Origin of the sequence: Lysinibacillus sp. NPDC097214, from assembly GCF_050277945.1 — a bacterium.
GTDB classification, from domain to species: domain Bacteria; phylum Bacillota; class Bacilli; order Bacillales_A; family Planococcaceae; genus Lysinibacillus; species Lysinibacillus xylanilyticus_B.
Genome location: NZ_JBNNSS010000007.1, coordinates 58,310 through 72,389 on the forward strand (window position 1 = coordinate 58,310; position 14,080 = coordinate 72,389).

Consider the following 14,080-nt stretch of genomic DNA (forward strand, 5'->3'; position numbering starts at 1 on the left):
TCTATTATTAAGAAATAAATTAATAGCCAAATACATATGTTTTTAATAATGCTGCCCTTTCACGTAGTGTTAACTTCAATTCTACCGATTTTGGCGTTTTTGCCGCAACGACATCTACTTCAAAACCTAAAGACTCAGCTAAATATTTCGCACGCTTTAAATGAAAATCATTAGAGACAATCGTGATTTTCTTAGTTCCTTTAGGCAAAAGATCTTTACTATATAATAAGTTCTCATAGGTTGAAGTAGATTGGTCTTCCACTACTATTCTATTAGCATCAATACCATTGTCCTGTAAGTATTTAAGCATAACTGAAGCCTCTGTCCGATCTTCATCTCTCCCTTTTCCACCTGACACAATTACGTTTACATGAGGATACTTTTTCATATACTTTACAGCCTCTTCTAATCTATTTTTCAAAGAAAGTGATGGAATTCCTCCCGGTTTCACCTTCGCTCCCAGGACGATCATGTATGTAGCTGTTCCATTTGCAGCTGGCTGGACCCCTTGTTTCATCTCCTCGCCGAGCCAAATATAAACAACACTACTTATAGCAAATAGTATTACCCCTAATCTTATTACCCATTTCTTCACGATTAATCCCCCCTTACCATTTATTAACGTACAGAGAAAAAAAAGGATGCTTGTACTAAAATTACTGTACAAACACCCTAATCGATCATCTTAATATAAAGCGCTTAATAGAATCCTGTAACGCAGTTATTTCATCTGTTAAATCATTGGAAGATTCACTAACAACTTGAATGGCACGCTGTTGTTCATCAACCGATGCCGTTACTTCCTCTGATGCAGCAGCATTTTTCTCACTAATCATCGCAATACTTTCGATAGATTGTATAATGTTATTCTTTGAACTATTCAAATATTCTACACCTGTAGTCATTTCTCTAATGATAGAAATGATTTCTTCTACGGCCAATTCTATTTCCTTAAAGGATGACTCTGTTATGGCAACCGAATCATTTTGCTCACGAACAATGACGTCTGTTTTCTTCATCTCATCGTTCACTAAATTAGTTTCACTTTCAATTCCCTTTAAGGTTGTACGCACTCGCTCTGTTGCTACAGATGTTTGATCCGCTAACTTACGTACCTCCTCAGCAACAACCGCAAAGCCCTTGCCATGTTCCCCAGCTCTAGCCGCCTCAATAGAGGCATTCAATGCAAGTAGATTCGTCTGATCAGAAATCTCCGTAATAGTACCGACAATCCCTTCAATTTCCCTGACTTTCACAATTAAACTATTAAATACAACATGAACATTCTGAATCAATTCTGAAGACTCGTGTGATTTCTCTTTTAAGCTCTTTAAATTTAAGAGCCCCTCTTGATTCGATCGCTTCATATGTTGAGACGCATCAAGCATTACTTCATTTTTGTCATGCAATACTTCAATCTGTTGCGCAAAATCCATGGCAGTTCTATTCGTATCCTCTGCATCTGAAGCTTGCATTACTGCACCGTTTGAAACTTCATTTATTGCTTTTACTATTTCATCTCCATAAGCGTTTGTTTCCTCTGTCACAGATGTTAAATTTGACGATGTCGATTGAATTTCTACAATAGCTTCCTCTACATCTGTAATTAATGTTTTCAATTGATTAACCATTTCATTAAAGCCTTCATTTAACTGACCAATCTCATCTGAGCGTTGTAGATTTTCAATTTCTACGGTTAAATTCCCCTTGGCTACCTCACGTACACGTTTAGATAATTTTCGCACTGGTAAAGCTAAATGTCTTGAAACCATTATGACAACTGCAGTACCTATAATGATGGCACCTAATAATGTAATACCAATAACGAGTAATAATGAATTAGCCCCTTTATTAAAGTCTTGCATATATGTACCCGATGCAATGATCCAGCCCCAATTAGGATCTTTTGCAGAATAAATTATTTTATCAGCTAATACATCTTGACCCGGCAGCTCAAACTCATATTGTGTAAATCCCCCACCGGCAAGTGCTTTTTCAGTTACTTCCCGAATAAAGTAATTTCCGCTACTGTCCTGATCGTTCCATAGGTTATCTCCTTCTCGAGTCGGATGGGTTGTTAATGTCCCTTTATCATCTAAAACATATAGATAACCATACTCCCCTAAGTCTCCAGGATATTTACTTGGCCTCTTCCCTTCACTATCCTTTGGTCCTAGAAGTGCCTCCCGCACTTGCTCCTGTGCAACTTCTAAAGGAATGTCGCCCCTCTTAACACTCTCATTCGCAAGCTCAATTAATTGCAAAGAAGATTCAACACTATTTTTAATAACTTGTTCACCAATATCATCCATGCCTTTTTTTGCTTTACTGTAGCTAACTAAACCTATAACTAAGCTAGGGATAATTAATAGTGCTAACGAAATGATAATTAGTTTCCCCTGTATTGAACGTGAAAACTTCATGCTTTAGCCCCCCTTCTTTCCTCTTCCACTATGACTATTAATCTATATTATGTTATGATTAGGGATTTTTCACAATGGGTAAAATGTAATTTACGTTTGAATTATTCGCCTTTTTACGCAAATATGCTCGATAACTTAACGAGGGGGGATATCCATTCCTACTGGGCCATTTCCCGGGGGGCGTCCAGCCTTCACTCCAAATCTAACAAATATGATTCCAAACTTTTAATGACGAGCTTCAAATATGTATATACACATTTCAATAGTTAAGAAAAAACTATCTTTCTACAGGGATATGCCTTATAGAAAAATAGTTTTTTGATTGTTATCGTTATTAAAATGTTTAGACACTATCTTACCTCTCGCCTATGATATGATTTTAATCCAAACCACTAAAGATAATAAAGTAGCGAAAAGGGTCGGGATTGTTAAAATAATACCTATTTTTAAATACTGAACCCAGCCAATCTTTATTCCTTTTTGCTTCAGTATATGGAGCCATAACAATGTTGCGAGTGAGCCAATCGGTGTCATTTTAGGACCTAAATTTGTGCCTATGACATTTGCATAAATAAGCCCTTCTTTAATAATTCCAGTCGCACTAGTTTCAGTAATAGCTAATGCATCAATCATTACAGTTGGTAGGTTATTCATAATAGCTGACAAAATCGCTGCTACAAACCCCATCGTTATTGTCGCTACCATCAACCCTTGCTGTATAGCGTGCTCTAATAGACTTGCTAGCAATCCTGTCATTCCTACATTTTTCAAACCATAAACAACCACATACATACCGATAGAAAAGAACACAATATTCCAAGGTGCCCCTTTCACAACTCTCTTTGTATCTACAATATGGCTACGTCGTGCTAGTAGGAAAAAGATAGCTGCTACACCACATAAAATAAATGACACTGGAATTTTGAAAAACTCACTCGTTAAGAAACCAACTAATAGAATAGCTAAAACATACCATGATAATAAAAATAATCTCGAATCACGAATTGCAAGCTTTGGATTATCAACCGCCCCGAGTGAATATTCTTTTGGAATCGAACGGCGAAAGACAATATAAAGTACAACTACGCTTGCTAGTAAAGAAACGAAGTTCGGTATCAACATATGTAGGGCATATTCCATAAATCCAATACCGAAATAGTCTGCCGACACAATATTTGTTAAATTACTAATGACTAACGGTAAAGATGTTGTGTCCGCTATAAAGCCACTTGCAATAATAAATGGAAAGATCATTTTATCGGTTAAATTCAATTTACGGATCATTGCGAGAACAATTGGTGTTAGTATTAAAGCTGCACCATCATTTGCAAATAATGCTGAAACAATAGCACCTAGACAGGAAAGGTAAATGAATAAGCGTATACCACTTCCCTTTGCCACGCGTGCTATATGTAGGGCAGACCATTCAAAGAATCCTATTTCGTCTAAAATAAGTGAAATAAAAATAATTCCTATAAACGATAACGTTGCATTCCAAACAATCCCTGTCACCTCAACAACATCTTGCCAGGTAACAACTCCGAGCATTAACGCAATTGCAGCACCAAAACAAGCAGACCAGCCGATCGATATTTTACGTGGCTGCACTATTACAAAAAATAAAGTTACTAAAAATATCGCAATCGCTAAAAGAGCTTGCACCATTTTCCTCCCTAATTAAAAACCAGTAGCTTTATTCGCTACTGGTTTCTTATGTTTAAATTATTCGCCTAAATCTGCATTATGATAAACGTTTTGGACATCCTCTAAATCTTCTAATACATCAATTAATTTTTCAAATTTCGCAATGTCGTCACCAGTTAATGCTACTTCTGTTTGTGGAAGCATTGAAAGCTCTGCTACTGTAAATTCTTGAACGCCTGCAGCTTTTAGTGCTTCTTGTGCAGCAAAGAATTGGTCCGGCTCAGCATAAATAATGACAGCCTCATCTTCTTCTAGAATATCACGAGCATCAACATCTGCTTCCATTAAAATTTCAAGAACTTCATCTGCTGATTTACCTTCTAAACCGATAACCGCTGTTGAATCAAACATGTAGGCAACAGATCCACTGACACCCATATTCCCATTATTTTTACCAAATGCTGCACGTACATCAGAAGCTGTACGATTAACATTATTCGTTAAAGCATCCACGATTAACATAGTGCCTGCTGGTCCGAAACCTTCATAACGTAATTCGTCGAAGTTTTCATCGCCGCCACCCTTCGCTTTTTCAATTGCTTTTTCAATAATATGTTTAGGAACACTGTATGTTTTTGCTCGTTCAAGAACAACTTTAAGGGCACGATTTGATTCTGGATCTGGCTCGCCTGATTTAGCTGCCACATAAATTTCACGTCCAAATTTTGCATTGATACGGCTTGTGCTTTGGTCTTTAGACGCTTTCTTTTCTTTAATATTGTTCCACTTACGACCCATAGTTTCCACTCTCTTTCAAATTATAAGTTTATCAATTACGCCTCGGCGTAATTTCGTCCGGATGTTTTATTTTCATTTAAACACCCATGAATAGGATTGCACTCATCTTATATAGATCTTCCACTGAATGAAGATAAAATTATAAATGCGCAGTTGCACATTTGTAAATGGTGATTAAATACTTGAAGTATCTTTACTCTGCAAATAATAACACAAATGATGCTTACAAAGCTAGATATGCCAATGTTTAAGGTAACTTTATTAAGTCATTAATTGCAAAAATTTGTTTCACTTAGAGCCACTTGGGATGATCACCAAAACGTGTGGTTGATTTCCGTTCCGACTGGGCGCTTTCCTCTCTTACAGCTTATGTTGTCCTTTGATTTTTTCTAATAGTGCATGACAGCCTTCTAAAACTAAATCATAGGTTTCTTGGAAATCTCCTGTATAGTACGGATCAGGAACGTCTTTTCGATGGTTAGTTAAATCTAAAAAGCGGAAAATTTTTGGGGAATCAGGATCCCCCAACATTGTGCGGATATTACGTATATTGCTTTCATCCATGCCAATAATGTAATCAAAATTTTCAAAGTCAGCCTTTTGTAATTGTCGGCCTTGCATCCCTTTTGTTGAGATGCCATATTCTTTTAGCTTATTCTGTGTTCCCTTGTGAGGTGGTTCGCCGATATGCCAAGAGCTTGTTGCAGCCGAATCTACATGGACTTTATGACTCAAATGCTCTTTCTCTACCAAATCACGCATGACCGCCTCAGCCATTGGTGATCGACATATATTCCCCAAACATACAAAAAGTACTCGAATCATTTTTATGTCCTCCTACAATCAATTTCGCCTTGGCACAATTGTAGCTGTCGCTACAATTAACATCTGTATCTAACGTTTTATCTTTTCAGCAAAATATTTGTGAATGCAGATAAAGCACTCAAAATCAATCGATTCTGAGCGCCTTCTAAGTTATCCACATTACTGGCAGTATGCTACTACTTCAAGAGAATGTGAAGATTTTAGTTTGTGTTCTTCACACAGAGGGTTCTCCTCGGTGTTTCACTTTATTTCTTTTCTGCTGCAACTCGCTTCTCTAATTCTTCAGTTAATGCTACTAATTCATGCTCAAGGTGAAGTGTAAATTCCTCGCGCCCTTCTTTACCTTTACCCGTTACGTAAAATGGCTCGCCATAAATTAGATAACCTTTTCCACGCTTAAAGACATCACCAGCATTACGCGCGCCAACATAAGCGGCTGGTACAATTTGGGCTTTGGATAGCTGCGCTATTGTTATCGCACCTTGCTTCAAATCCGAACCTTCTGCATTTCTTGTACCAGATGGGAAAATCCCTACGATTTTACCCTCTTTCAATAACTGTGAAGGGATTTTAATAACACTTGGTCCTGGATTGTCACGATCAACCGGAAAGGCATTTAATCGTTCAATAAGCCAGCCAAGACCTTTTATATCAAACAACTGCTTTTTAGCCATAAAGTGAATTTCTCGAGGAGACATTGCAACACCAAGATTTAAAATATCAACATAGCCTGTATGTGTACATGCAATAATAAACCCACCTTCCTTCGGTAAGTTTTGCTCTTCATATACACGCGCTTTTGAGCCCGTTAATTTCAATATCACTTTTACAACATTTGCTATAAATTTATACACTGTTTCATTCCTACCTTATTCAATAGTTATCCCCATTGTAAACGAAAGGACCCGTATACTGCAATTGCATGTGAAATTTCTAGACTCTTCCCACTAATACATCAACATCGATCGTAATTTCATTTAACAGGATATTGGATCCCTCTTTTTTATGCCAGCCCATCGGTGTCATTTCAAGCAGTGCTGGTACAAGCTCTGTAGCTAGCGGTACTGTATAAGTTATACGTTCTACACTAACATCGGTAAAGCTTTCTTTAAACCGAGCAACTATTTGTTCATTCGAATACGACTCTTTAGTAGAATCCGCATATAATTGCGCTCGAAGCTCATGTAAGTACCCGCTCTGAGGTACAACCTTAACAACACAACCATTCTGTGTTAATAGACGTTTAAATTCTTCGTAATTGGCAGGCGATAAAATATTTAATATGGCATCGAAGCTCGACCTTGCAAATGGACTTTTCGCTAAATCACCGACACACCAAATTTGCTCTGGATAATGTCGAGACGCAGCAAGGATGCCTTCCTTGGCAATATCAATACCAATTCCTATCCCATGTTTCTTTGCCATAATACGAGCTAAATGTGAGCCCTCACCACAACCTGTATCAAGCACGGTTTCTGCATTAGCAATTAGCTCTCCGATTTTATCTTCTACTACATCATAGATACCACTATCAATAACCGCTTTTCGAGATTCAAAGAGCTCTTTACTGTACTTAGAAACAGCACCATGTGTCAGCATATTGACGTAGCCCTGTTTGGCAATATCAAAAGAATGATTTGAAGAACATACTAATCTACCTTGCTCAAAAACATCCATTGACTCCTGACAAATTGGACAAGCAAAAAGCTTTATATTTTTATCCATTAACGCTGCCCCTGCAGCTCTTTTAGAAAGTGCCCCCATTAATTTTCCTCCTTCTGTTCTGTAGGTGAAACAAGTGCAAAACGCTCCCACTTACGACTTCTCCATCTAAAGTATACGATAATGGCTCGCATCCATTCATCTGCTGCAATTGCTAGCCAAATACCTACTAACCCCCAATGTAAAACGAATACGAACAAGTAACCGAGTGGGAGGCTCATACATACCATTGATAAGAAACCAATTTTCACCGGAAATCTTGCATCCCCAGAGGCACGTAGCGAGTTAATAACTACAATATTCATTGTACGACCCGTTTCAAGTAGAATACTTAATGCTAGGACAGATGCTCCGATGCCTATAACCTCTGGATTATCTGTAAAAACGTGCATAAGTTGCTGACGGAATATCGTTACAACTGCAACCATAGTAATCGTAAAGGCAAAAGCTGCGCGTACACTTGTCCAAAGCTGATCATAAGCTTGATCCTTTTTACCAGCACCGACATTTCGTCCAATAATTATAGCTGTACCTGTTCCGATGGCAATCGCAAATAAATACGTAAACATCGAAATATTCATGGCATATTGTCTCGCAGCAAGTGTCTCTGCGCCTAAATACGTTGCATAATAAAGGAAGACAATTTGACAGAACTGATAAAGCACCTGCTCAAATGCTGACGGTAAGCCTATATTTAATATTTTTTGAACATATTCCTTTGAATACTCGAAATAATATTCTAGCTTCACTCTTATTTCCAAGACTTGATACAACAGCCAGAAAAACACAAGAACTGCTAAACCACGACTTATCACTGAGGAAATAGCCGCACCTTTTACACCTAACTCTGGTAATCCTAAGTTACCAAAGATTAAACCGTAGTTTAAGACAACGTGTAACACATTCATACCTAGTGATACATACATCGTTTGCTTTGTCCATCCATGTACACGGATAATCGCTGCTAACGCATTTATAATTGCCTGTAAAAAAATAAAGCTTCCGATGATTACCAAGTAGCTTTGAGCGTATTTAAGCACTTCCCCTTGCAAGTTCATCATGGTCATTAAATGACTTGAAAAGAAGAAAAATAAAACACTCATCATTAGTCCAACGATCAAATTCATCGTTACTGCTAAAGCGGAAATCTTCGCAGCTTCAAAAAAGCGCCTTGAACCTAAATATTGAGATACAACAATGGAAGCACCATTACCAACTACTTCAAGTATTAAAATTGCAATATGAATATATTGATTGGCTGCACCAACTCCTGATACAGCATTATCTGATAAAGCACTGAGCATAAAAGTATCAGCTAGTCCCATTAACATAAATAAAAATACTTCTAAAAATATCGGCCATGTTAAATGGAATAAACTTAACCTATCTGTCTCTTTAATATCACTTTCTCTTAATGTATCTGCCAATACTTTTCACTTCTCCTAATCGCTTCGTAAATATTTCACTGGCTGTTAATCTTTCAACTACCTTCTTTGCCTTCGATACAGATTAATTACTACCCAATCAATTATGCCTCGGCATAATTGCGTCCGGAATCGGCTTTGTGCTTAGGCCTGCACGACGCAGGTCAGTTAGCCGTTATCGCATGGATGCGATGATTTTAGGCTAACATCCCCTAAGAACTCCTTTTCGATTCCGTGACATCCGCCGGGGGCTTTAACTTCTTTCAGCGGGTGTTTGGACACCCGCTGAAAGAAGTTAAAAATATATAGTATCTTATCATAGATTTTTAGACTGTAAAGAATTTTTATAATGAAACATTATGCCTCGCATAATTACGTCCGGAGGCTTTAGGCCAACAGGAGTTAAAAGATTATGCAAAGCTACTATAATACTCAAAAAAATCCCTCTCACAATTTTATGTGAAAGGGCTTCTTATCATAGTAAGCAATAGTCCTGCAATTGCTTACGTTTTTCAGTTGTTAACCCAAACTCTTGCTCTAGAAAGGCTGCCTTCGAGCCATATCGGTTATCCATTGCATCAAATGCTGCTTGTAAATAGTCTTCACGGGCAGACATTAAGGCATAAAATTGCTGTAATTCTTGATCGCTATAATCTTGCTCCATTGTCTTAGCCATCCGTTCGACTAAGGGATGTAAATGTACATTTGTATCTAAATAGTCCTCCATTATCGTTTCCACAGGTACATCTAAAGCAAGTAAAATAAGTGCACTGCCAATACCTGTTCGATCCTTCCCGACTGCACAATGATGAACAAGCCCTAAATTTTCAGGTTGTTGAATCGTTGCTATTAACTCTTTGAACGAGGCATTATTAAAAGGCATTTGTGCATAAAATTCTCTGAACATCTCCGGGCTTACAACCTTATAAAAATCTTTTCCACCAGCGTTTGTAGGCATCTCAAAAGCATGATTTCCCTTAGCTGGTATTTGAATATAATTGGCATACGGGAATATCGGATTAGGATTATTTTGAGCCTCATGGTTGTCTCGATAATCAAAAATTGTTTTCACACCTAGCGTTTCAAAAAGCTCTTTATCTGCTGTCGTCATTTTACCAAGTGCCGCCGAACGATAAATCAAACCATTCTTAACAGCACGCCCATCTCTCGACTTATAACCACCCATATCCCGAAAATTATAAACTGCCTCAAACGGAATAATCTTTATATCAAACTGTTTCACTCACTGCACCTCTTCCTGTTAGCAAGCATACTTATCTCTATTTTATAGAACAATTCGATATAATACCAATTTTCGAACTAGGAAATGTCCTGTGCTACTTAGAGCAACGAGGAGATTTATTTGAGCGTTTCTTTATCTAGGTGGATCGGGTAGCCGTATTACACGTTCACTTTTCCTTCCAAGCGGAGCAGTTATCCACTTTACCCGGTCACTTTTCCATCCAGCGGAGCAGTTATCCACCTTTCCCGATCACTTTTCCTCCCAGGCGGAGCAGTTATCCACTTTACCCGGTCACTTTCCCTTCCAAGCGGAGCAGTTATCCACTCTACCCGATCATTTTTTCATCCAGCGGAGCAGTTATCCACTTTACCCGATCACTTTTTCCTTCCAAGCGGAGCAGTTATCCACTTTACCCGATCATTTTTTCATCCAGCGGAGCAGTTATCCACTTTACCCGATCACTTTTTCCTTCCAAGCGGAGCAGTTATCTACTTTACCCGATCATTTTTCCTTCCAAGCGGAGCAATTATCCACTTTACCCGATCACTTTCCCTGCCAAGCAGAGCAGTTATCCACTTTACCCGATCATTTTTCCTTCCTGCGGAGCAGTTATCCACTTTACCTGATCACTTTCCCTTCCAGCGGAGCAGTTATCCACTTTACCCGATCACTTTTCCTTCCAAGCGGAGCAGTTATCCACCTTTCCCGATCACTTTTCCTCCCTGAGTAGGTCTCCTTCTTATCCATCAAAAAAGCTGCCCTTGATAAAGGACAGCTCGAAAATACTATTTTTCAATATAAATTATTTAAATAACTCAGGGTATACGGCTTTTGCGATTAACTCAACAGCTTCGCCAATACGCGGACCTGGACGATTTGAAATATCAGTATCTATAGAATAAACCGCTTTATTTTGAATGGCCGTGATTGAATTCCATCCATCACGAGAAAGAATTTCTTCCGCTGAGTTTTTCACATAGCTTACTGTTGTTAAAATGACTTCTGGATTTTTCGCAATGACATCTTCCTCAGATATCGGTGCCCAGCTTTTAAGGTCAGAAAAAACGTTGTTAACATTTGCAGCATTTAAAATCTCTTGTTGGAATGTACCAGAACCAGCTGTATAAATGTCTGGCTTTGGACTAATTTCTAAATAGATATTTTTTGGTTCTTTCACATCTTTAACTTTCGCTTGGACATCTGCAATTTTAGCTTTAATATCTTCATTTAACTTTTCGCCTTTATCTTTGATGCCCATAACCGTTGCGATTTGTTCAATATCCCCATAAACATCATCAAATGATTTAGCTGATTGAATGGCAAACACTTTAATACCCGCATCCTCAAGGCCTTTTAATCCATTTAAATTTTCTTCATCTTTGCCTCCAGTTGTATAGGCAATAACGACATCTGGCTTTAACGCTAAAATACGCTCACTATTGAATTTTGTAGAATCAGAAACACGCTCAATTTTTTGAGCTTCTTCTGGATACGAATCATACTTAGTCGCACCAACTATTTTATCACCCACACCTAGCGCAAATAAAATCTCTGTATTACTCGGTTGTAATGAAACAATAGTTTTAGGTACTGCATTAAACTCTACTTCTACACCACGGTCATCCTTAACTTTATAGCTAGTAGTTTTCTCAACTTGTTGAGCTTCCTTAGAAACAGTTCCTTCATTTGTATCTTCTTTCGTGCCACAGCCAACTAATACGAGTGCCAGCATCAACACAGAAAGCCATTGCAGCTTAAACATTTTCTTCATTTCATTGATTCTCCTTTTTCTTTTTCATCGGGTATGACTTACTAATAAACGGTATTTCAGCAATACCAGCATGCTGATTCATATAGACAGCCATTACAAAAAACACATTGGCTAGCAATCCTAAATAATCAAAGAGAATAGCTGGTACTTCGCGTTCTTCAGACACTTTGTGCAAAACACGATATGATTTTTTCGCCTCACTACGGCATAAATGTAATGTAGTAGCAGCCTCTATTCCTTGAGGTAATACAAAGTTTTGTATTTCATCCTTAACATGACTAACATAGAAATCATAGCGATCACTTAGCCAAGTCAAATCACCTTCGGTTACCGCTAATTTACCTCGGACCGAGCCATTTACATGGTATGCCATTGGCAAAATGGCTAGCAAATCAGCTGCTACTACCTCTACCGTTTCTTTTTTCACCGCCGCCAATGCTACACCAATATGTGTCGTTAGGCTATCTGTTCGAATTTCAAAATCTACTGTCGATGCCTTTTCACGCATAAATGGATAACAAGAATAACGTGCATCTTTTTTCAAATCTAAGTCCCCGCTTTCCTTCATGAAAAATTCTTACCTTATTAACACCCGGCTTACATTTAGGTGAATTATAAGTGCACATAAAAAAACGTTGTTCCCACTCCTAAGGAAACAACGAAAAATAACATAAATATTGTCGCATAGATACGACATAGCCTATGTATTTGCCGCATATCCTCCTAGCTTCCGAAGAGTTATCTATACGTTCAAACAAAGGTCGGTCTCCTGGCTTGCACAGTTCACTACGTTCATAAAAAACCTTCCCATCGGATAATTCGACAGTGGTATATCTTTATGATTCCTGTACTTACAGTTGCGGAAACAGCTTCGGTTTTTCACCGAATTCCCGATTATGCTATAGTTCAGCACCTTTATTCTGCAAGAATTATTCACTTGTAATGCAGTTTAACATAGATTGATAGGAAAAAATAGCTGTGGAATTTAGAATAAACAAATTACGATGGATAAAAATCATGCAGGTATTACCTTATGCACGCGGATATATTCACTGCCCCCACGGGTATTCATCCTGCTCGTGCAGATACTTGTTATGCTTCATGGAGTAAAATCTTTCATACGTTATAAAAAATTAGCTATTTCATAACTTTTACCGGATGGCATTCTTATATTTCTTTTTGGATTTAATATCTTTTTCTTCCTCAATTAAACGTTGTGCAATCTCTAGTAGTTTTGGGTCATTTGTTGCATCGAATAGCTTTTTAAAGGAAACAATAATATCATAGCGTATTAATGTCGGGTGTTTTTCGTCTAAGCATGTTTGATACCTTTTAGCCAAATATGATACGACTAAATCTCTTTGTACTTGCCCTGCTAAGCCTATTTTCCAAATTGCCTGTAAAGTATGCCTCACAGTGATTGTTTCTTCATCATACGTTACTGCCCAAATCTTTAAGAAGTCCTCTAATACTCTTTCTTCAGGATCACTTTTTGCAGCCAATGCGCATAAAAATTGTGCAGCACTTGCACGCACATGACCATTTTTGTATGTAAGAGTCTGAACAAGTTGTTCCCAAACTGAATATGTCCAATCAACTGGCTCCTGCATAATCTTCATTAATTCTTCGTATGATTTGTATTGAATATCACGGTCACGCTCTGTTAAATTACTAAAAAGTTGCAAAATCTCTTTTTCCATGATTCATCCCTACCTTTATTGTTTCAGAACGAAAAAAAATAATGCACTTGTAAGTGTTTTCTCATTTCCCATCATTCGTTACTTCGCTACTACAAAATAAAAGTCTCAAATAATTATAATTTCAAAGTAAGATCCCTACTTGTATATGTCAAAATTATCAGAAACGAGGTTCAATATGCAAGGAATACTTTCTTTTAGCTATATGAAGTCACATTTTACTCGTTAGAGGTGTCACACTTATCAGCCTTTGCTTTAATTCAAGTAAAATACGCATTAATGATGACAATCATTCTATGAATAAGTAATGTTATTTCTTTTCTCGGCTCCATTTTCATTTTTGTAACCGGGCCTATAGTAGTAAATATATCTACTTATGTAAATTTATTCTTCACAAAAGTTATTTTACTCATTATTGATCGAGTAGTCGAGCATAAATTAATGGATAACCATATCTGTTTGCCTGCTAGGTTTACTCGTAGGATTTTAACTATATTTTAAATAGTTGTTTTTTACGGGATAATCTCCAATAC

Annotated in this window: 12 protein-coding genes and 1 riboswitch; all 12 genes read right to left on the reverse strand. The window is 37.6% G+C overall.

Translation table 11 applies throughout. From position 1 onward, the window contains the following. Positions 1-19: 19 nt before the first annotated feature. On the reverse strand, positions 20-595 hold the full coding sequence (locus tag ACQKMI_RS16635; RefSeq protein WP_427490713.1) for a YdcF family protein: 576 nt from the start codon (positions 593-595) through the stop codon (positions 20-22). Positions 596-680: 85 nt separating this feature from the next. Continuing rightward, on the reverse strand, positions 681-2,423 hold the full coding sequence (locus ACQKMI_RS16640; RefSeq protein WP_427490715.1) for a methyl-accepting chemotaxis protein: 1,743 nt from the start codon (positions 2,421-2,423) through the stop codon (positions 681-683). 366 nt (positions 2,424-2,789) lie between these two features. Beyond that, a complete protein-coding gene (locus tag ACQKMI_RS16645; RefSeq protein WP_427490717.1) occupies positions 2,790-4,088 on the reverse strand; it encodes an arsenic transporter in 1,299 nt (432 codons plus the stop codon). 57 nt (positions 4,089-4,145) lie between these two features. Beyond that, positions 4,146-4,865, reverse strand: a complete 720-nt coding sequence (locus ACQKMI_RS16650; RefSeq protein WP_323647756.1) for a YebC/PmpR family DNA-binding transcriptional regulator — start codon at positions 4,863-4,865, stop codon at positions 4,146-4,148. A gap of 360 nt (positions 4,866-5,225) precedes the next feature. Further along, positions 5,226-5,690, reverse strand: coding sequence for a low molecular weight protein-tyrosine-phosphatase (locus ACQKMI_RS16655; protein WP_427490719.1), 465 nt, complete (start codon positions 5,688-5,690; stop codon positions 5,226-5,228). 245 nt (positions 5,691-5,935) lie between these two features. Beyond that, on the reverse strand, positions 5,936-6,544 hold the full coding sequence (locus ACQKMI_RS16660; RefSeq protein WP_427490721.1) for a lysophospholipid acyltransferase family protein: 609 nt from the start codon (positions 6,542-6,544) through the stop codon (positions 5,936-5,938). Between the two features lie 79 nt (positions 6,545-6,623). After that, complete coding sequence (locus ACQKMI_RS16665; protein ID WP_427490723.1) at positions 6,624-7,454, reverse strand: putative RNA methyltransferase; 831 nt, start codon at positions 7,452-7,454, stop codon at positions 6,624-6,626. Beyond that, positions 7,454-8,839 (reverse strand): MATE family efflux transporter, encoded by a 1,386-nt coding sequence (locus ACQKMI_RS16670; RefSeq protein WP_427490725.1) that lies wholly within the window; start codon positions 8,837-8,839, stop codon positions 7,454-7,456. The genes ACQKMI_RS16665 and ACQKMI_RS16670 overlap by 1 nt, the downstream gene beginning before the upstream one ends. A 472-nt stretch (positions 8,840-9,311) precedes the next feature. After that, a complete protein-coding gene (locus ACQKMI_RS16675; protein ID WP_427490727.1) occupies positions 9,312-10,079 on the reverse strand; it encodes a tyrosine-protein phosphatase in 768 nt (255 codons plus the stop codon). A gap of 802 nt (positions 10,080-10,881) precedes the next feature. After that, positions 10,882-11,850, reverse strand: a complete 969-nt coding sequence (locus ACQKMI_RS16680; RefSeq protein ID WP_427490729.1) for an ABC transporter substrate-binding protein — start codon at positions 11,848-11,850, stop codon at positions 10,882-10,884. A gap of 1 nt (position 11,851) precedes the next feature. Beyond that, positions 11,852-12,394 carry a hypothetical protein gene (locus ACQKMI_RS16685; protein WP_427490731.1) on the reverse strand — a complete coding sequence of 181 codons (543 nt, stop codon included), beginning with the start codon at positions 12,392-12,394 and terminating at the stop codon, positions 11,852-11,854. A gap of 198 nt (positions 12,395-12,592) precedes the next feature. Beyond that, a riboswitch (cobalamin riboswitch) is annotated at positions 12,593-12,782 on the reverse strand. 219 nt (positions 12,783-13,001) lie between these two features. Next, positions 13,002-13,550 (reverse strand): hypothetical protein, encoded by a 549-nt coding sequence (locus ACQKMI_RS16690; RefSeq protein WP_427490733.1) that lies wholly within the window; start codon positions 13,548-13,550, stop codon positions 13,002-13,004. Between the last annotated feature and the right edge of the window lie 530 nt (positions 13,551-14,080).